The sequence below is a fragment of the Nisaea acidiphila genome, assembly GCF_024662015.1.
In the GTDB taxonomy this organism is placed as follows: Bacteria; Pseudomonadota; Alphaproteobacteria; order Thalassobaculales; family Thalassobaculaceae; genus Nisaea; species Nisaea acidiphila.
This window is the reverse complement of sequence record NZ_CP102480.1, coordinates 1,637,078-1,656,538: the sequence shown is the minus strand read 5'-3', so window position 1 is coordinate 1,656,538 and position 19,461 is coordinate 1,637,078. Positions and strand designations below refer to the sequence as shown.

At 62.2% G+C, this 19,461-nt stretch carries 20 protein-coding genes; 13 read left to right on the top strand and 7 right to left on the bottom strand.

The window, feature by feature from the left end:
* Positions 1-3: 3 nt before the first annotated feature.
* Both NUH88_RS07615 and NUH88_RS07610 read right to left on the bottom strand, forming a co-directional pair.
* Positions 4-1,113 carry a substrate-binding domain-containing protein gene (locus NUH88_RS07615; protein WP_257771118.1) on the bottom strand — a complete coding sequence of 370 codons (1,110 nt, stop codon included), beginning with the start codon at positions 1,111-1,113 and terminating at the stop codon, positions 4-6.
* A gap of 149 nt (positions 1,114-1,262) precedes the next feature.
* Positions 1,263-2,699: a helix-turn-helix domain-containing protein gene (locus NUH88_RS07610; protein ID WP_257771117.1), complete on the bottom strand. Its 1,437-nt coding sequence runs from the start codon at positions 2,697-2,699 to the stop codon at positions 1,263-1,265.
* 263 nt (positions 2,700-2,962) lie between these two features.
* Here NUH88_RS07610 and aceA point away from each other — a divergent pair, with 263 nt between their 5' ends.
* Entirely contained in the window at positions 2,963-4,267 is a 1,305-nt protein-coding gene (gene aceA, locus NUH88_RS07605; protein WP_257771115.1) for an isocitrate lyase, read from the top strand.
* Between the two features lie 120 nt (positions 4,268-4,387).
* Positions 4,388-4,585 carry a DUF4170 domain-containing protein gene (locus NUH88_RS07600; RefSeq protein ID WP_257771113.1) on the top strand — a complete coding sequence of 66 codons (198 nt, stop codon included), beginning with the start codon at positions 4,388-4,390 and terminating at the stop codon, positions 4,583-4,585.
* A gap of 128 nt (positions 4,586-4,713) precedes the next feature.
* Here the strand turns inward: NUH88_RS07600 and NUH88_RS07595 are convergent, their stop codons facing one another.
* From NUH88_RS07595 to NUH88_RS07575, 5 genes are all read right to left on the bottom strand, one after another.
* A complete protein-coding gene (locus NUH88_RS07595) occupies positions 4,714-6,585 on the bottom strand; it encodes an ABC transporter ATP-binding protein (RefSeq protein ID WP_257771111.1) in 1,872 nt (623 codons plus the stop codon).
* Positions 6,586-6,943: 358 nt separating this feature from the next.
* Complete coding sequence (locus NUH88_RS07590; RefSeq protein WP_257771110.1) at positions 6,944-8,047, bottom strand: YeeE/YedE family protein; 1,104 nt, start codon at positions 8,045-8,047, stop codon at positions 6,944-6,946.
* Between the two features lie 74 nt (positions 8,048-8,121).
* Complete coding sequence (locus NUH88_RS07585) at positions 8,122-8,481, bottom strand: ArsR/SmtB family transcription factor (RefSeq protein ID WP_257771109.1); 360 nt, start codon at positions 8,479-8,481, stop codon at positions 8,122-8,124.
* A gap of 23 nt (positions 8,482-8,504) precedes the next feature.
* Positions 8,505-9,020 carry a GlcG/HbpS family heme-binding protein gene (locus tag NUH88_RS07580; RefSeq protein ID WP_257771107.1) on the bottom strand — a complete coding sequence of 172 codons (516 nt, stop codon included), beginning with the start codon at positions 9,018-9,020 and terminating at the stop codon, positions 8,505-8,507.
* A gap of 17 nt (positions 9,021-9,037) precedes the next feature.
* The gene (locus tag NUH88_RS07575) at positions 9,038-9,421 is read right to left on the bottom strand and encodes a thioredoxin domain-containing protein (protein WP_257771105.1); all 384 of its coding nucleotides are present in this window, start codon (positions 9,419-9,421) and stop codon (positions 9,038-9,040) included.
* Positions 9,422-9,538: 117 nt separating this feature from the next.
* Here NUH88_RS07575 and NUH88_RS07570 point away from each other — a divergent pair, with 117 nt between their 5' ends.
* From NUH88_RS07570 to NUH88_RS07520, 11 genes are all read left to right on the top strand, one after another.
* Positions 9,539-10,273, top strand: a complete 735-nt coding sequence (locus tag NUH88_RS07570) for a cytochrome c biogenesis CcdA family protein (RefSeq protein WP_257771103.1) — start codon at positions 9,539-9,541, stop codon at positions 10,271-10,273.
* A gap of 11 nt (positions 10,274-10,284) precedes the next feature.
* Entirely contained in the window at positions 10,285-10,851 is a 567-nt protein-coding gene (locus tag NUH88_RS07565; RefSeq protein WP_257771101.1) for a thioredoxin family protein, read from the top strand.
* Between the two features lie 165 nt (positions 10,852-11,016).
* The gene (soxX, locus tag NUH88_RS07560) at positions 11,017-11,475 is read left to right on the top strand and encodes a sulfur oxidation c-type cytochrome SoxX (RefSeq protein WP_257771099.1); all 459 of its coding nucleotides are present in this window, start codon (positions 11,017-11,019) and stop codon (positions 11,473-11,475) included.
* Between the two features lie 59 nt (positions 11,476-11,534).
* Complete coding sequence (gene soxY, locus NUH88_RS07555; protein WP_257771097.1) at positions 11,535-11,957, top strand: thiosulfate oxidation carrier protein SoxY; 423 nt, start codon at positions 11,535-11,537, stop codon at positions 11,955-11,957.
* A 20-nt stretch (positions 11,958-11,977) separates the two neighbouring features.
* Positions 11,978-12,307, top strand: coding sequence for a thiosulfate oxidation carrier complex protein SoxZ (gene soxZ, locus NUH88_RS07550; RefSeq protein ID WP_257771095.1), 330 nt, complete (start codon positions 11,978-11,980; stop codon positions 12,305-12,307).
* 27 nt (positions 12,308-12,334) lie between these two features.
* Positions 12,335-13,177: a sulfur oxidation c-type cytochrome SoxA gene (soxA, locus tag NUH88_RS07545; protein ID WP_257771094.1), complete on the top strand. Its 843-nt coding sequence runs from the start codon at positions 12,335-12,337 to the stop codon at positions 13,175-13,177.
* A 143-nt stretch (positions 13,178-13,320) separates the two neighbouring features.
* On the top strand, positions 13,321-15,012 hold the full coding sequence (gene soxB / locus NUH88_RS07540) for a thiosulfohydrolase SoxB (RefSeq protein WP_257771093.1): 1,692 nt from the start codon (positions 13,321-13,323) through the stop codon (positions 15,010-15,012).
* Between the two features lie 16 nt (positions 15,013-15,028).
* The gene (gene soxC / locus NUH88_RS07535) at positions 15,029-16,285 is read left to right on the top strand and encodes a sulfite dehydrogenase (RefSeq protein WP_257771092.1); all 1,257 of its coding nucleotides are present in this window, start codon (positions 15,029-15,031) and stop codon (positions 16,283-16,285) included.
* Complete coding sequence (locus NUH88_RS07530) at positions 16,269-17,324, top strand: c-type cytochrome (RefSeq protein WP_257771091.1); 1,056 nt, start codon at positions 16,269-16,271, stop codon at positions 17,322-17,324. Before soxC ends, NUH88_RS07530 begins: the two co-directional genes overlap by 17 nt.
* Positions 17,325-17,339: 15 nt before the next feature.
* The gene (locus tag NUH88_RS07525) at positions 17,340-18,065 is read left to right on the top strand and encodes a c-type cytochrome (RefSeq protein ID WP_257771090.1); all 726 of its coding nucleotides are present in this window, start codon (positions 17,340-17,342) and stop codon (positions 18,063-18,065) included.
* Positions 18,066-18,092: 27 nt separating this feature from the next.
* Complete coding sequence (locus NUH88_RS07520) at positions 18,093-19,364, top strand: NAD(P)/FAD-dependent oxidoreductase (protein WP_257771088.1); 1,272 nt, start codon at positions 18,093-18,095, stop codon at positions 19,362-19,364.
* Positions 19,365-19,461 lie beyond the last annotated feature (97 nt).

Here is a 19,461-nt window from a genome sequence, read left to right as displayed (position 1 = left end):
ATCCTATCTCGAGTACCTGAACGCGCGATCCACCAGACTCTCCAATGTCTCGTCGGATGTCTTCTGGTCGACCAGCGTGAAAGATCCCGAATAGACCAGGGGCACGTCGCCAACCCTGCCTTCCTGAATAAGTCGGATGGCTTCCGCCATCGCGACGCCGTTATCGTCGTTCATGCGCATGACGGTAAAATCGAGCTCGCGTTTCCGGATGGCATCCAGTTCGCTGCTGCCGCCGCCCCAGCCGTTCACGGTCACGTCACCCAGCTTTCCGATTTCCGACAGGGCATCGGTTATTCCGTGGGCAATGTCCGTCGACGCCGCGTATATGAAGGAAACGTCGTCCTTGGCCTTGAAAAGATCGAGCGCGGCCTGACGGGCCAGTTCGCGGTCGAAACCGACATAATATTCGGCCACCAGTTCGAAGTCCGTTTGTTCCTCCATCACGTGGCGGAAAGTGCCGCCCCGCATCTGGCTGACATAGCCGGGCGGTCCATAGAAGATCGCGTATCTCGCACCATTGCGCGCGCGCCGGATAAACTCCTCGGCAAGGATATGGGAGCCGATTTCGTGGTCGAACCCGACGTAAAGAAGGGGAGAGGGTGGCCCAATCTCGGTGAGGGGCGTGGTGATGTTCTGCAGGATCACTTTCGTGTCTCCCGCGGCGAGCACCCGCGCGATCATCCCTTTGTGCCGCAAGGCGTCCAAAGTAAAGATCAGGTAATCCGGCTTTTCCCGCAATACCTGCCCGATGGCTTTCTCCTGCAGGCGCAAGTCTTCGGCGCTCTTGGTGAAGAGCGAAGTAATTCGATGCGGTATGCCAACCTCGTCAAGCCGCGCGACGAAAGATTTTACACTGCGCCGCCAATAGTCGGACACCTGCAGGCCGGGGTAAATCACATGGATCTCCACCGGCTTGTCTATCGGCCGTTCGAGCGCTTGCGCGGGTGCCTGCACCATTCGGTCAAAGGCTTCGAATTTCGCCTTTTCGAGCGGGTGCAACTCAAAATACGCACCGAGCCCGACGAACCGGGCGTCTTTCTGCGCTAAAGCCAAGCCGCACGTTATCGCTAAGGTTCCCAGCGCTAGCGAAATCGCTTTTGCGAACTTCAACAAATCTCTCTCCCAACTGTTTGCGGTCCCAGTGGGATAGTTTTTCCTTTCAGTTTACATAAGAGTAATGCTCAGTGCACCTATTACGGGATAAATGCATATTTATAATAAGTGTTAATGATTGAGATATGTCTTGATTCCGTTGTAACGGTTCATTCTTCAAACGAAAATGCGGACGCTTTTTTCATGTGCTGGTCCGCGCGGATCGTGCGGTTCAGCGGCGGATGGGCGCGCTGGCTGCAATCGAGCCGTTCGCACAGTCGGCAGGAGACCCCGACCGGGGTGGCTCCGCTCGCCTTCGGCAGGTCGAGCCCGTCGGCATAAACCAGATGTTTCGCATCCTTGATCTCGCAGCCGAGCCCGACGGCGAATTGCGGCTGCAATTGCTCGTGCCAGCCGCCGGCACTGTCGAGCGTGCGGGCGATGGTGAAGAAGGTGGTCTCGTCGGGCATCCGGGCGACCTGGGTGTGAACCTGGCCCGGCGTGCGGAACGCCTCGTGCACGACCCAGCGCGGGCAGGTGCCACCGTAACGCGCGAACTGGAAACCGCCTCCGTTGAGGCGCTTTGAGACATTGCCGGCGGCATCGACGCGAATGAAGAAAAACGGAATCCCGCGGGCGCCAGGGCGCTGCAGCGTGGTCAGGCGGTGGCTCACCTGTTCGAAGCTGGCGCCGAACCGGCGGCGGAGCAGCTCCAGGTCGTGCCGGAGTTCTTGTGCCGATGTCCGGAAGGCCTCGTAAGGCATCAGAACGGCGCCGGCGAAGTAATTGCTGAGCGCGACGATGAGGAGATTGCGGGTCTCCCCGTCCGCCGGTTGCAGCCGCTCGATGACGCTTTCGATCAGCTCGTGATGGGCCAGCACCGCGATCTGCGCGGCGATCTGAAAACAGCGACCGGAAGCCAGCAACGCCTCGGACAGAAGGATGCGGCGGCCATGCGGATCGTAACGGCGCAGCGTGTCGGTCATCACGTGGACCGGCATCACCTTGACCGAGACGGCATGCCGGTCGGCGAGATACGCCGTCAGACCTCGGAACAGGTCGTTGCGGTCGAGGCCTGCGTCACGCCAAAGAGCCTCGGCGGCTTCCTCAAGTTCCGGAAAGTGATTGGCCTCGCGCTGGTGCATGTCGCGCACGGCCTCGACCGGGGAAAGCGGATGATCCGGGTCGGGCAGGGGATCGCGTCCGTCGCCGCCGGCGCCGTGCCGTGCGTTCTCCCAGACCTGCCGGTAGGCGTGATAGAGCCGCAGCATGGCTTGTGCCGCGTTCGGGGAGCGGACTGCGAATTCCTGCAGCTCGGCCGGACGCACCGGCTGGTCCCGGAACAGCGGGTCGCTGAAAACCTCCGCGAGTTCGGCGACGATTTTGGCGTCGTCATCCTCGGCGAACTGTTTCAGATCGAGATCAAAGGCCTGCCCGAGCTTGAACAGCAGCGGCACCGTGACCGGCCGTTGGTTGTGTTCGATCAGATTGAGATAGCTCGGCGAAATGCCGATCTCGCCCGCCATTTCCGTCTGGCTCATGCCGAGGTCGGTCCGGAAACGGCGGATCTTCGGCCCCAGCATCGCTTTGCGGTCAAGCGTTTCCATCGCCTTTTCCTCCCGCATCCGCAAAGGATGTCGCCTCACCTTATGGCTCTTTCGCTGTTGCACAATCATTTTCACGATTTTCAAATACCGGTGATTTAATTTTACAAGTTTGACAGATTTACTTTTTTACTTTCAACGGGTTATGGACGGCGTCGTCTTTCTCTTGCAGGGTCGTTTCAGTTTTGCGGTGCACATTTCGAGTAAAGGTGCCGCGACAGACACCGACAACCGCGCGACGGGCTCGCGCCATCGAGGAGGAAGACATGTCCGGTGAATTCGAGAAACTGGCAGCCACGTCAGAGGGTCGCTTCGACAATGTGAAGCGTGATTACAGCCGGGCCGATGTCGAGCGCCTGCGCGGTACCGTTCGGATCGAGCACAGCCTCGCTCGCAAAGGCGCGGAGCGTCTCTGGAAATCGATCCACGAGGAAGATTTCGTGCATTCTCTCGGCGCTGTCACCGGCGGCCAGGCGGTGCAGATGGCCAAGGCCGGCCTGAAGGCGATCTATCTCTCCGGCTGGCAGGTCGCGGCCGATGCCAACGTCGCCGGCGCGATGTATCCGGACCAGAGCCTCTACCCGGCCAACAGCGGCCCGGAACTGGCGCGGAAGATCAACAATTCCCTGCTCCGTACCGACCAGATCCACCATCTCGAAGGTGACGACAGCACCGACTGGATGCTGCCCATCGTGGCCGACTGCGAAGCCGGATTCGGCGGCGCGCTGAATGCCTACGAGCTGACCCGCGCCTATATCGATGCTGGCGCCGCGGCAGTGCATTTTGAGGATCAGCTGGCCTCCGAGAAGAAGTGCGGCCATATGGGCGGCAAGGTGCTGGTTCCGACCCAGCAGCACATCAACACCCTGAACGCCGCGCGCCTCGCCGCCGACGTCGAAGGCGTGCCGACGCTGGTCATCTGCCGCACCGACGCGGAAAGCGCCAAGCTGGTCACCAGCGACGTCGACGAGCGCGACCGCCCGTTCCTGACCGGCGAGCGTACCGCCGAGGGCTTCTTCCGCCTGAAGGAAGGCACCAGCTTCGAGCGTTGCGTTGCCCGTTCGCTGGCCTACGCGCCCTATTCCGACCTGCTCTGGATGGAGACCTCCACGCCGGATCTCGAGCAGTGCAAGCAGTTCGCCGAGGCGATCCGCAAGGAATTCCCGGACCAGATGCTGGCCTATAACTGCTCGCCCTCCTTTAACTGGGCGGCCAATCTCGACAAGGACGATATCGCCCGCTTCCAGCGCGAGATCGGCGCCATGGGCTACAAGTACCAGTTCGTCACCCTGGCCGGTTTCCACTCGCTCAACTACGGCATGTTCGAGCTCGCCTCGGGCTACCGGGACCGCGGCATGGCGGCCTATTCCGAGCTGCAGGATGCCGAATTCGCCGCCGAGAGCCGTGGTTACAGCGCGACCAAGCACCAGCGCGAGGTCGGCACCGGCTACTTCGACGCGGTCGCGACCGCGATCAAGGGCGACGCCTCCTCGACCACGGCGCTGACCGGCTCGACCGAGGAAGCCCAGTTCTACGGCGAGGAGGAAGCCGCGCGCACCGCGGCGGAATAAGAAGTCCAAGGGAGGACGGGGTCCGGGAGCAAAGGGGACCGGCGGGCGGCCACCACACCATCGACGCCCGCCGGCTCCCGGACATCCCGGAGGCCTCCGGCAAGACGAGGAGAGAGTGTCATGAGCAAACGATTTTGGGTCATCGGCGGGGAATATACCGACACCCGCTTCAGCCAGCTGATCGACGGAACCGAGCGTCTCTTCGGCCCGTTCGGAGACCAGAGAGAGGCGCGGGCGGTCTGGGACCGGGTCGCCAGCGAAACGCGCAGCATCTGCACGGCCCGCTACACCATCGTGCAGGAGGGCGCCGCCGGCTGAGGCGGCGGTTCCCGCGGGACCAGACTTCAATCCCTGGCGGTTCGGACCGTTTCTTGATCTCCGGTCCGACGTAAGCCTGACTGCCCGGCCTTGCGGCCGGGCTCTTTTTTGTCGGGCGCGAGCGCAGTTCACCCCGTATTCGCCGGCGCCGTCTCCAGATCCTCGGCGATGAAGCCGGAGGATTGCCGGGCCCAAAGCTCGGCATAGATCCCGCCCTGCTCCAGCAGTTCGGTATGGCTGCCCTGCTCGACGATCCGGCCGCGATCGAGGATCACCAGCCGGTCCATCGCGGCGATGGTCGAGAGTCGGTGGGCGATGGCGATTACCGTCTTGCCGGCCATCAGGTTGAAGAGCTGCTCCTGGATCGCCGCCTCCACGGTGCTGTCCAGCGCCGAGGTCGCCTCGTCGAGGATCAGGATCGGCGCGTTCTTCAGCAGCACGCGCGCGATCGCGATTCTCTGGCGCTGGCCGCCGCTGAGCTTGACGCCCCGCTCGCCGACATGGGCCTTGTAACCGCGCCGGCCTTCCGGATCCTCGAGATCGCGGATGAACTCGTCCGCATGCGCGCGGCGCGCAGCCTCCTCCACTTGTTCGAGATCGGCCTCAGGCCGCCCGTAGCGGATATTGTCCAGCACGGAGCGATGCAGCAGAGAGGTGTCCTGCGTCACCATGCCGATCGCCGAGCGCAGGCTCTCCTGCTGCACGCCGGAAATATCCTGTCCGTCGATCAGGATCCGGCCGGCGGACACGTCGTGGAACCGAAGCAACAGGTTGACCAGAGTCGACTTTCCGGCTCCGGAGCGGCCGACCAGTCCGACCTTCTCTCCAGGTGCGATGGTCAGGTTGAGATCGTGCACAACCGGACCGGCCGCCGTCTCTTGGCGGTCGTAGTTGAACGCCACCTGCTCGAAGCGGATCTCACCCTTGGTCACGGAGAGCGGCGGGGCGCCCGGATCGTCGGTCACGGCGTGCGGGACCGCGATGCTGTCGGCGCCGTCCCGTACCTGGCCTACGTTTTCCGCAATCTCGGAAGCGACGAACATCACCCAGTGCGACATCGTGATGACCCGCATCACCAGGGCAAGCGAGGCCGCCGCCGCGCCGACGCTGACCTCCCCGAGGCTCCAGAGCCAGAGCGCGAGAGCTCCGTGGCCGAGCAGAAGACCGCCATTCATCACCGTGATCAGAAGTTCCATGTTGGAAACCTCCGCCATCACCCGGAAGCTCGCTTCGCGCTGGTTCTCCATGCCCGTGCGGGCGTAGTCGTCCTCGCGGGCGGTGTGGCCGAACAGCTTGACCGTCTGGATGTTCGTGTAGCTGTCGACGATCCTGCCGGTCAGCTGGGAATGCGCCTCGGAGGCGGCCGCAGCACGCACCTTGATGCGCGGGACGATGACCCAGAGCGCAATACCGTAGGCGACCAGCCAGACGAGGAGCGGCGGCATCAGGCGAACGTCGAAACCGGCGAGAATGCCAATTCCCGAGATCCAGAAGACTGTCACGTACCAGACGGCATCGATCAGCTGGCCTACGGAGCGGCGGAGCGAGAGGCCCGTCTGCATGACCTTTTGACTCAACCGCCCGGCGAAGTCGTTGCTGAAATAGCTCATGCTCTGACGCAGCATGTGACGGTGGCTTTGCCAGCGAACGAGGTTCGTGAAGGCCGGCACGATCGACTGGTTGAAGATCGCTAGATGCACGCCCAGCAGCAGGGGTTCCAGAACCAGCGTGGCGATGGCGACAAGCGCCAATAGCCAACCGTACTCGGCGAAAAAGGCCGCAGGCGTCTCCGCGCCCTGCATGCCGTCGATCAGCAGGCCGACAACGAGGAATAGGGCCGCGTTGATCAGGGCAAGGACACCGATGGTGATTGCCACGCAGGTGAAGAGCGGCCAGACCTGCCGCAGGAAATGGCGGTAGAAGGCGAACAATCCCTTGGGAGGTTGTTCCAGGCGATCCGAGGCGCAGGGATCGATCAGACTGGGGATATGGTGGTACACGGTTCAGCTCCAAACGCATCGGGTCGGGACGTCGCGGGGACGGCGCCGATCACGCGTAAGAGCCGAAATGTGGAAGAAGGTATTCCGAAGGCTGGAAAGCTACGCGCGTCGACGATCAGGCCATAAGGGCCGATGGATTGCTCATCATGCGCATAGAAATCTCCCTGCTCGTGGCAGCTGGCTCCGGCCGAATTGCCGGAGCGCGTTAACCATGCCAGCTCATGACATGATGGGCGAGTCGGAAATCACGCTTCTGCTGCGAAAGCTGCGGCCTGTGCTTTTTCCGCCACATGATTGTTTTCTCCGATTGCATCCCTGAAGGCTGTCCCGGCGCCGCTCTGGCCGGGGGCGCGTTCGCTCAATGCGATCGCGGGCGCTTGCCGAAGAGGCGGGGCAGTATGGCGGAAAGGCTCTCGAACGGATTGCGACCCTCGACAAGATATCGCAGACCCAGCACCGCGCCGACGAGGATGGCCAAAATGGTCACAGGGGCGCTGATCGCAAGAGCGGAGAAGGCCGAGAGACCCTGCCCGACGGAACATCCGAGAGCGATCACGCCGCCGACCCCCATCAGGGCCGCGCCGAAAATCTGCCGGCGCAATTCCCCCGGATCGTCGCAGGCCTCCCAGCGGAACTGATGGCGGATACGCGCGCCTAACCAGGCTCCGGCGACGACCCCGAGGACAGATCCGACGGAGAAACCGCCAAGACTGTTCACTCCCATGGCCTGTAGCAAGATTTCTCCGAGAGGCATTGTAAAGCTATGGGACTCGACAGGGATGGGGTCGAAACCCGTCTGCGCGACATAGGTCGTGCCGAACCAGGCGGCCGTGCAGGAGAGGCCGATAAGAACGGACCAAAGGACGGCGGAACGGTTGCGGACGAAGTGTGGGTCGGTCAACGCGGGCGCCACGAGAAGAAGCGCGACCGCGAGGGAGATATAGAGCTCCGGAATGCTTGTGACCTCTTCCAGCAGCACGGCGAGCGAGCTGTCGGAGAGACTTGCCGCATGTTCACGGGGAAACAGCGCGTTTCTCATTTCCGCGAGCGGCCCGACGGCGGTCGAATAGGCCGCGATCCCGATCGTCAAAACGATCAGCGCCGAGCGGATATCGCCGCCCCCGATCCGGGCGAGTGCGCCGAAGCCGCAATTGCCGGCGAGTGCCATGCCGACACCGAACATCAGCCCGCCGGCAAGCGATGCGGAGAGGCTGAACTCGAAGCGCAGATAGACAGATCCCTCCACGGCCGCCAGCCCGAAGGCTGAGAGCAGGGCGGTTACCGCGACCGCCGTACCGATCGCCATCGGCCACATCATGATGCGGTCGCGATTGCCCCCATAGAGCGCATCTTCGATCGCGCCGAGGGTGCAGAACCGGGGAATGCGGGATGCCAGACCCAATACGAGGCCGCTGGCGAAGCCAACCAGGGTCACCGCAGCGGTATCAGTCAGGCCGAACATTCAGCGATAGTGGCGCAGTTCCGCAGGCCTGTCGACCTGCGGTTTCATGTGCTTTTCCCGAACCAACTCACTGCTCAGGCGGTTTCCAGCGCGACCCCGCTCTCGTCCTTGCAGAACATGTCGTAGAGCAGTTCGAGGATACGCACCGCCCGGTCGTCTTTCAGGCTGTAATAGATCGCCTTGCCGTCGCGCCGGTGGTTGACCAGACCTTCCAGGCGCAGCCGCGCCAATTGTTGCGAGACGGCGGCCTGACGCGAGGAGAGCAATTCCTCCAGCTCGGTAACGGATTTCTCCCCGGTCGCCAGCTGGCACAGGATCAACAGCCGCCCCTCGTGGGCGAGCGCCTTCATGAACTCCGTGGCACGGGTGGCGTTTTCGACCATCGTGTCGAACTCGGCGTCGGTGACGGATTCATCAAGAACGGGAAGCGGCATGTCGTAACTCCAGAACGAGGCGCCTAGAAATCCAGTAAATCCTGAAATTTTTCAATCGCTTTTTCTGCACACTCATGATCGAGGTCGGCACCCGGAGCCCCGGAAATGCCGATTCCGCCAACAATATTGCCGGCCGCCTGGACCGGGATACCCCCACCGAGCACGAGCGCGTTCGTGATGTCGGGCAGACCGGCCATCACGGGAGATTCCTTGACGAGTGTACCGAGATCGAGGGTTGCAGTCCGGAAGCTGACCGCCGTCCAGGCCTTTCGCGTCGCTGTATCGACGGTATGTGCGCCGGCGAAGCGGTCCCGCAGCACAACTTGCGTCAGGCCGGAACGGTCGACCACGGCGATGGCGACCTGGTATCCGGCGGCCCGGCAGATATCGAGCGCCGACTTTGCAAGATCGAGGGCGATTTCCGGTTTCATCGAGTCGGTGCTGAAGATGGCCTCGGCGTTCTGGGCCGTTGAGGCGCGCGGAAATGAGAGCGCGATCAGGCCGGCCATTGCGGCGGCGGCAAGCAGATTGAATTTCATGAGTCGTTTCCTCCCGTTTAGTTGTCCGGCCCGCGTGGGGTCCGGTTGAGCATTTGGGCGAGCAGCGGCCAGAAGAAATGCTCGCCGGGATATCCTTCGATCCGCCCGGCTTCCTTACCGTCCACCAGCAGGATGAAGGTCGGCGTGAAATGAACCTGACCCTTGATGGTGATATCGGCCGGCCATTTGTCGAAAAGATCCTGCCGCCGCAGCGGCGCCCGCTTGCCTTCAGGTGTCAGGTGATAGATCTCGCCGATTTCCGCGTTCCAGGCGGCGCACCACTCGCATCCGGCCTGTTCGACCATAAGCAGTTCCGTTCCGGCCCGGGCCTGTCCGCCGGAGCAGACCGAAACGAGCAAGACCGCAAAGAGGATTGTTTTCGCCAGAGCCTTGGCAAACATTCTCTTGCGTTGTCCGATCGTCGCGTAGAACATAATTACAAATTCTAATGTTAGAATATGTTGGCCGCAAGTGCGGTTGGGGAAACGCGGACCGGAGTATACAAGAATGGGCGTCACATGGGATTCGATATAGGCGTCGGCGGCGCTTTTGCCGCAGGGCTGGCCTCTTTCCTGACCCCCTGCATCCTGCCGATCGTTCCGTTCTACCTTTGTTATATGGCAGGGGTTTCGATGAACGAAATCTCCGAGGTCGATGGCGACGCCGCGGCGCGGCGCAAGGTCGTCCTTTCGGCGATCCTGTTCTCCGCGGGCGTTATCACCGTCTTCGTCGGCCTCGGCGCCAGCGCTTCGGTCTTCGGCCAGCAGCTGCGCGAGTATTTCGACATCCTGCGTTACGCTGCGGCAGTTGTGATCGGGCTGATGGGGCTACACTTCCTCGGCGTTCTGAAGATCCCGCTGCTCTACCGCCAGGCCCGGATGGACGTGGCGGCGCCCGCCGGATTGATAGGCCCCTATCTCGTCGGCCTCGCCTTCGCCTTCGGCTGGACTCCTTGCGTCGGCCCGGTACTGGCGATGATCCTGTTCAGTGCGAGTGCGACGGAGACCGTCGGCGACGGGGTGATCCTGCTGCTTGGGTACGGGGTCGGGATGACATTGCCCTTCATCGTCGCAGCAGCCTTCTTCGGGCCCTTTATGAACTGGATGAAATCGGTACGCCGCTATCTCGGCGCGGTCGAGAAGGGGATCGGTGCGACGCTCTTGTTGTTCGCGATCCTGATCGGAACCAATACCGTCGGTGTCATCGCCCAGTGGATGCTTGATACGTTCCCGGCTTTCGGGACCATCGGATAAGGAGACAGCTCATGATGCGTATGTTCGTCGGACTGTTCGCCGTCTTGCTGTTCGGCCAGACCGCGCTCGCCGAAGTGGGTGAGGACGGACTGCATAAGAAGGAGTGGTTCACGGTTACGTTCAAGGACGTGGCCGAAGACATTCAGGACGCGAAGAGCCAGGGAAAAAGGCTCGCGATGATCTTCGAGCAGCGCGGCTGTATCTATTGCCGCCAGTTGCATGAAGGCCCGCTTTCCGACCCGGAGGTGGCGGAATTCATCAAGTCGAACTTCGTGGTGATCCAGTACAACCTGTTTGGAGACGAGGAAGTCACCGATTTCGACGGTACGGCCCTGCCGGAAAAAGAGATGGCGAAACGCTGGGGCGTTGTGTTCACGCCAACCATCCTGTTTATGCCGGAAAAGGTGCCCGAGGGTGACAATGCCGGCCGGGCCTCGGTGGCGACGATGCCGGGCGCTTTCGGCAAGGGGACGACCCTCGACATGTTCACCTGGGTGAAGGAAAAGGGATATGAGAGCGACGAGCATTTCCAGAAATATCATGCACGTCGCATTCAGGAGCGGCAGAAGAGCCAGTAGTCGAAGGCTCTTAAAATATCCGGAATGGTCACGCGGCTGTAACGCAACAACAAATTCATATTTTTGAATTTGTTGTTGCGTTCTTGCAGATTTTCCGGTCTGCTGAAAACAACGGCCGGTGGGTGCACCGGGCCGGTTAAAAAGAAAGTGGGAGGAGATTCGGTGATGAGAATTGTTGTCACCACCGCGCTGGCGTTGCTGATCGGCATCTCGGGCGTCTCTGCGGAAACCGTCAAACCCGGCGAGGTCAAGATCGTCGACGGGGCGCTTGCCAAGCCCCTGACCGACAAGGCGGGCGACCCGGCTAAAGGGCGCCAGTGGTTCATGGGGCGCAAGCTGGGCAACTGTCTTGCGTGCCACGTCAATGCAGATCTCGCGGATCAGCCGTATCATGGCGAAGTGGGGCCGCCGCTCGACGGTGTTGCCGGCCGGTGGTCGGCCGAGGAGCTGCGAGCGATCGTGGTGAATTCCAAGGAAGCGTTATCGCCGGAAACCATCATGCCGGCATTTTATCGGGACAGCGGTTATCACCGTGTCGCCGAAAAGTTCCAGGGCAAGACCATCCTCAGCGCCCAGCAGGTCGAGGATGTGGTCGCTTATCTGATGACGCTCAAGGACGAATAGGTGCGGGCTTACACGCATGAATGCCCGGCCACAGAAAATCCGAAACGGAGGATAATTCCATGCAGATGACAAGGCGTGACTTGTTCGCGCTGGCAGCCGGTCTGGCCGCCGTTGGCCTGATTCGCATGCCGGCCCACGCGTCCGAGGAAGCGACGATGGCGGCGGTCAAGGAATACGCCGGTGGCATGCCGGAGACCGGTGGCGTCGAGATCGGCGCACCGGAAATCGCCGAGAACGGGAACACCGTTCCGATCGAAGTCTCCGCCGATGGCGCGACCGAAATCATGATCCTGGCCGCCGGCAACCCGAATCCGGGTGTCGGAACCTTCCATTTCACCGAGATGAGCGCCGAGAGCCGCGCCTCCACGCGGATCCGTCTTGCGGGCACGCAGGATATCGTGGCGGTCGCGAAAATGGCTGACGGGTCTACCAAGATGGCCCGGCGCGAAGTGAAGGTGACGATCGGCGGCTGCGGCGGCTGAGGCTCTGAGGAGATCAAGAAATGGCTAAAATCAAACCCCGCGTAAAAGTTCCGAAGAAAGCCAAGGCCGGAGAGGCGGTGACGATCAAGACCCTGATCAGCCACCCGATGGAGTCCGGGCAGCGCAAGGATCGCAAGACCGGTGAGCTGATCCCGCGGAAGATCATCAACAAGTTCGTCGCCAAATATAACGGCACGGACGTGTTCTGGATGGACATGGAACCGGCCATCGCCGCGAACCCCTATGTCGAGTTTTCGGTGAAGCTTTCGGAGTCCGGCACGATACGGTTCGAATGGACCGACGACGACGGCTCCGTCTACGACATCGAAAAGAAAATCACCGTCGCTTGAACGAACGGGGATAGTGGGAGGAACGACATGCGAAAACTCGTGGCACTGGGGGTGATCGGCCTCTTCGCCGCCACTGCCCAGACGGCAGTGGCCGACGAGAATGCCGAGCTTGAAATCGACGGCCAGAAGTTCGTCACCAAGCTTGAGGCGCCGGCCGACTCGCCGCTGAGCGAGATTCTGTCGGGCTGGCGGTTCCGTAACGACGAAACCCAGGCTTTGCAGACCGACGATTTCGAGAACCCGGCGATGATCTTTGCCGAGTACGGCTCGGAACTTTGGGAAACCGCTGACGGTGAGGCGGGCAAGTCCTGCGCGGATTGTCACGGCGATGCGGCCGAAAGCATGAAGGGCGTTCGTGCCTCCATGCCGAAATGGCATGAAGGCAAGAAGACCCTGTTCGCGCTCGAGGACCACATCAACTGGTCCCGCGAGGAGCATCAGAAAGCCAAGCCGTGGAAGTGGGAAAGCCAGGAGATGCTGGCGATGACCTCCTTCATCGGCCTGCAGTCCCGAGGCATGCCGGTCAATGTGAAAACCGACGGCCCGGCCAAGGAATGGTGGGAAAAGGGCAAGGAGCTCTACTACACCCGCGTCGGTCAGCTCGACATGGCCTGCGCGCATTGCCACGAAAACAACTACGGGAACATGATCCGGGCCGACCATCTGAGCCAGGGCCAGATCAACGGATTTCCGGTCTACCGCTTGAAGTGGCAGGGCATGGGCTCGATCCATCGCCGCTTCAAAGGCTGCATGGATAACATCCGGGCGACACCTTACAAGCGCGGTTCGGACGAGTTCACTGCTCTGGAATTGTATCTCGCATCGCGCGGCCAGGGTCTCTCGGTCGAAACGCCGTCGCTGCGTAACTAACCCGCCGCTGAGCCCGGGCCTATTCCGGCCCGGGTCCGCCCGGTGCCTGTTTTACTCGTTACTCCGGTTCGCCGAGGCTGGGAAATGCCGCGGACGGGAGAGTTGTGTCCCGCGCATGGGACGGTTTGAAGGAGCCACATGCCATGTTGTCGCGCCGCGATTTCCTCCAGGCCTCGTTCGCCGCATCCGCCATTGTCGGCGCGAGCGGTTTCGGCAGCTGGGCAAGGCTCGCCGCTCAGCAGCGGCTGACCCAGGATCAGCTGCTCGATTTCGAGACCACCGGCAATGTGACCCTGGTGCATCTGACAGATTGCCATGCGCATTTGAAGCCGGTCTGGTTCCGCGAGCCGTCGATCAATCTCGGCGTCGGGGAGGCTAAGGGCAAGCCGCCGCATATTTCCGGCAAGAGATTCCTCGACACTTACGGGCTGGAAGCCGGATCGCCTGAGGCCTACGCGCTGACCTCCGAAGACTTCGTCGCGATGGCACGCGAGTATGGCCGTGTCGGCGGCTTCGACCGGATTTCGACAGTGCTGAAATCCATCCGCGCCGACCGCCCGGATGCGCTCTTCCTCGACGGCGGCGATACCTGGCACGGGTCCTACACAGCGCTCAAGACCGGCGGGCAGGACATGGTCAATATCATGAACGCCCTGAAGCCGGACGCGATGACATCGCATTGGGAATTCACATACGGCATCGAACGGGTGACGGAGATTGTCGACGACCTGCCGTTCCCGTTCCTCGGCGCGAACATCTTTGACAACGAGTGGGATGAGCCGGCCTACGAATCCCACGCCATGTTCGAGCGCGGCGGCGTGAAAGTCGCCGTAATCGGCCAGGCCTTCCCCTATCTGCCGATCGCCAACCCGCGCTGGATGTTCCCGAACCTCTCCTTCGGCATCCGTGAGGAACGGATGCGGGAAGTGGTCGAGGAAGTCCGGGCGGACGGCGCCGAGCTGGTCGTGCTGCTCTCGCATAACGGCTTCGACGTGGACCGCAAGATGGCCGCGCAGGTCGAGGGGATCGATGTCATCCTCTCGGGCCACACCCATGACGCACTGCCGGAGCCGGTGCAGGTCGACAAGACCCTGATCATCGCCTCGGGTTCGCATGGCAAGTTCGTGTCCCGCATCGATCTCGATGTCCGCGACGGCGGAGTGAAAGGCTACAAGTACCGCCTGATCCCGATCTTCTCCGACGTAATCGCGCCGGACCCGGAAATGACCGCGCTGGTCGACGCCGAACGCGCGCCGTTCAAGGCGGAGCTGGAGGAGGTGATCGGCACGACGCAGTCGCTGCTCTATCGCCGCGGCAATTTCAACGGCACCTGGGACGACCTGATCTGCCAGGCACTTCTTGAAGAGCGCGAGGCCGATATCGCGCTCTCGCCCGGCTTCCGCTGGGGCGCCAGCCTGCTGCCGGGAGATCCGATCACCCGCGAGGACATCTATTCCGCGACCTCGATGTCCTATCCGAACGCTTATCGCAGCGAAATGACCGGCGAATTCATCCACACCATTCTCGAGGATGTCGCCGACAACCTTTTCAACCCGGATCCCTATTACCAGCAGGGCGGCGACATGGTCCGCGTCGGGGGCATGGGCTACACGATCGACGTCACCAAGCCGATCGGCAGCCGCATCACCGACATGACCCTGCTGAAAACCGGGGAGCCGATCGATCCGGCCAAGACCTATGTCGTCTCGGGCTGGGCGTCGGTCAACGAGGGCACCGAAGGCCCGCCAATCTACGACCTCGTGGAGCAATACATTCAGCGTAAGGGTTCCATCGAGATCACCCCGAACACCGCCGTTAAGACAATCGCCGGATAGACCGGAGGCCGGAAAGATGACCGACAAAACCCCCACTTCACGCAGAAACTTTCTGAAGGGAAGCATCGCCGCCGGCGGTGCGCTGGCAGCGACGCCGGCGCTTGCGGCGGGCGATCCCGCCATCACCGAGGTTCAGCCCTGGGCGAACCAGCTCGGTGAGGGTGTCGATGTCGCCCCCTACGGCATGCCGTCGAAGTACGAGGCGCATGTCCGCCGCCGCGACGTGCCGTGGCTGACCGCCGACCCGGTCAGTTCGGTGAACTTCACGCCGCTGCACGAGCTCGACGGCGTGATCACGCCGAACGGTCTCTGCTTTGAGCGCCATCACGGTGGCACCGCTGACATCGATCCGGCGAAATACCGGCTGATGATCAACGGCCTCGTCGAGAAGGAGCTGGTCTTCACGCTGCAGGATCTGAAACGGTTCCCGCGGCAGAACCGCGCCTACTTCCTCGAATGCGCGGCCAACAGCGGCATGGAATGGCGCGGCGCGCAGCTCAATGGCTGCCAGTTCACCCACGGCATGATTCACAACGTGATCTATACCGGCGTTTCGCTCAGGACCATCCTCGAGCAGGCCGGGGTCAAGACCAATGGCAAGTGGGTTATGCCGGAAGGTGCCGATGCTTCTGCGATGACCCGCTCGATCCCGATCGAGAAGGCCCTCGATGACTGCCTCGTCGCCTTCGCCATGAACGGCGAGGCGCTGCGCCCCGAGCAGGGCTATCCGGTCCGGCTCGTGGTGCCAGGCTGGGAAGGCAATATGTGGGTCAAGTGGCTGCGCCGGATCGAAGTCGGCGACATGCCCTGGCATCACCGCGAGGAGACCTCGAAATACACCGACCTCATGGCGAACGGCAAAGCGCGCCGTTTCACCTGGGAGATGGATGCGAAATCGGTCATCACCAATCCGAGCCCGCAGGCACCGATCACCCACGGCAAGGGGCACACCATCATCACCGGTGTCGCATGGTCCGGGCGCGGCACGATCAAGGAGGTGCATGTTACGACCGACGGCGGCCGCAACTGGCATCAGGCGCGGATCGACGGACCGTCCTGGGACAAGTCCATGCACCGCTTCTATTACGAGTTCGACTGGGACGGCAGCCCGTTGCTGCTGCAGTCGCGCGCAGTCGACAGCACCGGTTACGTGCAACCGACCAAGAACGAGCTCCGGGCGGTCCGGGGCGAGAACTCGATTTACCACAACAACGGTATCCAGACCTGGCACATCAATGAGAAAGGGGAGGCCGAAAATGTCGAGATTTCCTAATCTTGCGGCCTTTACCCTGGTCTTCGGCCTCGCCTCCGCTCCGGTTTTGGCCGAGTCCTATGGCCTTGGACGCGAGGCGACGCCCGATGAGGTCGCCGCCTGGGATATCGACGTGCGTCCGGACGGGCTCGGCCTTCCTGAGGGCAGTGGCACCGTCTCGGACGGCGAAGAGATTTACATGGAACGCTGCGCCGTCTGCCACGGCGATTTCGGCGAAGCGGTCGGTCGCTGGCCAGTCCTGGCCGGCGGTCAAGACACGCTGACCAGCGCCCGTCCGGTGAAGACGATCGGCTCCTATTGGCCTTATCTCTCGACGGTCTGGGACTATGTCCATCGGGCTATGCCGTTCGGCGATGCACAGTCGCTCAGCAATGACGAGACCTACGCGCTGACGGCCTACCTGATGTACCTGAACGACCTCGTCGACGAGGATTTCGAGCTGACGAAGGAAAACTTCACGGAAATTCGTCTGCCGAACGAAGAGAACTTCTATCCCGACGACAGACTAGAGAGCGCGGTCTGGAAAAACCGCACGCCCTGCATGACGAACTGCAAGCCTGAGGTGAAGATCACCGCGCGGGCGGCCGTCATCGATGTGACGCCGGACGATCCGACCGCGGCGCATCCGACGGGGGAAGGCACGGAGACGAAAGCCGAGACGGCGGAACCCGCGACGGAAGCGGCGACCGAGGTCGCGTCGGCACCTGCCGTCGACCCGGCTCTGGTCGAGAAGGGCGAGAAGGTCTTCAAGAAGTGCAAGGCCTGCCATGCCGTCGGCGAGGGCGCGAAGCACAAGATCGGCCCGCACCTGAACGATGTCTTCGGCCGCACCGCCGGCACCGCCGACGGGTTCAAGAAATACTCGAAGGACATGGTGAAAGCGGGCGAAGAAGGCCTTGTCTGGACCGAGGAAACCATGGCTGCTTTCCTGGCAAAGCCGAAAGCTATGATCAAGCGGACCAAGATGGCCTTCGCGGGCCTGAAGAAGGAAGACGACCTGAATGCGGTGATCGCCTACCTGAAGGCGATGCCCGAATAATGTAAGGATCTCGGCATGCGCGCGGTGACGGTACGCAATTTCCAGGCTTTGAGCCTCGCGATCTTGCTGACCGTCTTCGCGCCTGCCGAACCGTCGGGCGCCGCCGAACTCGGCGATGCGGCGAGCGGAGAGAAACTCTTCCGGGTCTGCCAATCCTGTCATCGTCTCGGCAACGGCGCGAAGAACGGGGTCGGTCCGCATCTGAACGGAATCTTCGGCCGTGCGGCCGGGTCCATCGAAGGCTTCAAATACTCCGAAGGCATGCTGCGCGCGGGCTCGGACGGTCTCGTCTGGGACGCCGACTCCCTCGATCTCTATATCGAGAATCCGAAGACCTTCGTCTCCAAGACACGGATGAATTTCGCCGGAATGCCGAGCGCCGAGGAGCGGTCCCATCTGCTCGCCTATCTCCGCGCCTTTTCCGACAGGCCGAGCGACATCCCCGAAGCCGCGCCGACCACGACCGCGACGGACCATGACCTGGACCCCGCGATTCTCGCGATCGTCGGCGATCCGGATTATGGTGAATACCTGTCCGGTGAGTGCCTGACCTGCCACCAAGAGAGCGGGGCGAACGAGGGGATACCCTCGATCACCGGATGGCCGCGGGACGATTTCGTGGTCGCCATGCATGCCTACAAGAAGGAAATCCGTCCGCACCCGGTCATGCGCATGATCGCGGGGCGCTTGTCGGACGAGGAGATCGCCGGTTTGGCGGCCTATTTCGAAGGCCTCGACTGAACGGGGCCCAATTAGGGAGGAGTAGCCATGTCTCTGAGTAGAAGGTCCATCCTGAAGGGAGCGGCAGCGGGTGCCGCGCTCACCGCGGCGCCGATGATTATGGGCGCGAACCACGGCAAGCCGAAGGTGGTCGTCGTCGGCGGCGGCGCCGGCGGGGCGACGGTTGCCCGCTATCTCGCCAAGGACAGCAAGGGGGCGCTCGACGTCACGCTCGTGGAGCCCTCGCGTACCTATTACACCTGCTTTTTCTCGAATCTGTATCTCGGCGGGTTCCGCTCGCTTGAGTCGATCGCGCACAGTTATGGCAAGCTCGCCGGCGATTACGGCATCAACGTCGTGCATGACTGGGCGGTCGGTGTCGACCGGGACAAGAAGAGTGTCGCGCTCGCCGGAGGCGCGTCCGTGCCATACGACCGGCTTGTGCTGTCGCCGGGAATCGACTTCGTCGACGGCTCGGTTCCGGGCTGGGACATCTCCGCCCAGAATCACATGCCGCACGCCTATAAGGCGGGGTCGCAGACGGAGTTGCTGAAGGCGCAGGTGGAGTCCATGCGCGAGGGCGGCGTCTTCGCCATGGTCGCGCCGCCGAACCCCTACCGCTGTCCGCCGGGCCCCTATGAGCGGGTCTCGATGGTGGCGCATGTGCTGAAGGCGAAGAACCCGAAAGCGAAGATCCTGATCTTCGACCCGAAGAAGAAGTTCTCCAAGCAGGGGCTTTTCCAGGAAGGCTGGGAGGCCCGCTACCCGGGCATGGTCGACTGGCTTGACGCCGAGTTCACGGGACCGCTCGAAGAAGTGCGGCCGGATACCATGGAAGTGGTCGTCGGCGGCGAGGTGACGAAAGCCGACGTGGTCAATGTTATCCCCGCTCAAAAAGCGGGCCGTATCGCGGAGCTTGCCGGCGTCACGAATGACAAGGGTTGGGCACCGGTGGTGCCTGCGACGATGCAGAGCCGGATGGACGAGAACATCCATATTCTCGGCGATGCGTCGCAGCAGGGCGACATGCCGAAGTCCGGTTTCTCCGCCAACAGCCAGGCGAAAGTGGCGGCCAACGCCATCCGCGGCGCGCTCACCGGCTCCAAGGTGTTTCCGGCCAAGTTCTCCAATACCTGCTGGTCGCTGATCGACACCGACAATGGCGTGAAGGTCGGCGCGGCTTACGAGGCGACGCCGGAGAAGATCGCCAAGACCTCCGGCTTCATCAGCCAGACCGGCGAGGATGCGGCCCTGCGCAAGCAGACCTTCGAGGAGAGCCTTGGCTGGTATGCGGGTATCACGGCCGACATGTTCGGTTGATCCATCTCAGTGCCGCGGCCCGGGGGATCTTTACTCTGGGCCGCGACGCGTCGGCCGGAATTTGGCCCGCATGGCCGCTGCCGCGGATTTGATGAAA

What these genes read in the sequence shown, in the direction of transcription:
- soxA (WP_257771094.1), top strand. Translation starts at nt 12,335, where the DNA reads ATGCGAAAACTCGTGGCACTGGGGGTGATCGGCCTCTTCGCCGCCACT.
- NUH88_RS07570 (WP_257771103.1), top strand. Translation starts at nt 9,539, where the DNA reads ATGGGATTCGATATAGGCGTCGGCGGCGCTTTTGCCGCAGGGCTGGCC.
- NUH88_RS07520 (WP_257771088.1), top strand. Translation starts at nt 18,093, where the DNA reads ATGTCTCTGAGTAGAAGGTCCATCCTGAAGGGAGCGGCAGCGGGTGCC.
- aceA (WP_257771115.1), top strand. Translation starts at nt 2,963, where the DNA reads ATGTCCGGTGAATTCGAGAAACTGGCAGCCACGTCAGAGGGTCGCTTC.
- NUH88_RS07565 (WP_257771101.1), top strand. Translation starts at nt 10,285, where the DNA reads ATGATGCGTATGTTCGTCGGACTGTTCGCCGTCTTGCTGTTCGGCCAG.
- soxZ (WP_257771095.1), top strand. Translation starts at nt 11,978, where the DNA reads ATGGCTAAAATCAAACCCCGCGTAAAAGTTCCGAAGAAAGCCAAGGCC.
- soxX (WP_257771099.1), top strand. Translation starts at nt 11,017, where the DNA reads ATGAGAATTGTTGTCACCACCGCGCTGGCGTTGCTGATCGGCATCTCG.
- NUH88_RS07525 (WP_257771090.1), top strand. Translation starts at nt 17,340, where the DNA reads ATGCGCGCGGTGACGGTACGCAATTTCCAGGCTTTGAGCCTCGCGATC.
- soxC (WP_257771092.1), top strand. Translation starts at nt 15,029, where the DNA reads ATGACCGACAAAACCCCCACTTCACGCAGAAACTTTCTGAAGGGAAGC.
- NUH88_RS07575 (WP_257771105.1), bottom strand. Translation starts at nt 9,421, where the DNA reads ATGTTTGCCAAGGCTCTGGCGAAAACAATCCTCTTTGCGGTCTTGCTC.
- NUH88_RS07530 (WP_257771091.1), top strand. Translation starts at nt 16,269, where the DNA reads ATGTCGAGATTTCCTAATCTTGCGGCCTTTACCCTGGTCTTCGGCCTC.
- NUH88_RS07610 (WP_257771117.1), bottom strand. Translation starts at nt 2,699, where the DNA reads ATGGAAACGCTTGACCGCAAAGCGATGCTGGGGCCGAAGATCCGCCGT.
- NUH88_RS07600 (WP_257771113.1), top strand. Translation starts at nt 4,388, where the DNA reads ATGAGCAAACGATTTTGGGTCATCGGCGGGGAATATACCGACACCCGC.
- NUH88_RS07590 (WP_257771110.1), bottom strand. Translation starts at nt 8,047, where the DNA reads ATGTTCGGCCTGACTGATACCGCTGCGGTGACCCTGGTTGGCTTCGCC.
- NUH88_RS07585 (WP_257771109.1), bottom strand. Translation starts at nt 8,481, where the DNA reads ATGCCGCTTCCCGTTCTTGATGAATCCGTCACCGACGCCGAGTTCGAC.
- soxB (WP_257771093.1), top strand. Translation starts at nt 13,321, where the DNA reads ATGTTGTCGCGCCGCGATTTCCTCCAGGCCTCGTTCGCCGCATCCGCC.
- soxY (WP_257771097.1), top strand. Translation starts at nt 11,535, where the DNA reads ATGCAGATGACAAGGCGTGACTTGTTCGCGCTGGCAGCCGGTCTGGCC.
- NUH88_RS07580 (WP_257771107.1), bottom strand. Translation starts at nt 9,020, where the DNA reads ATGAAATTCAATCTGCTTGCCGCCGCCGCAATGGCCGGCCTGATCGCG.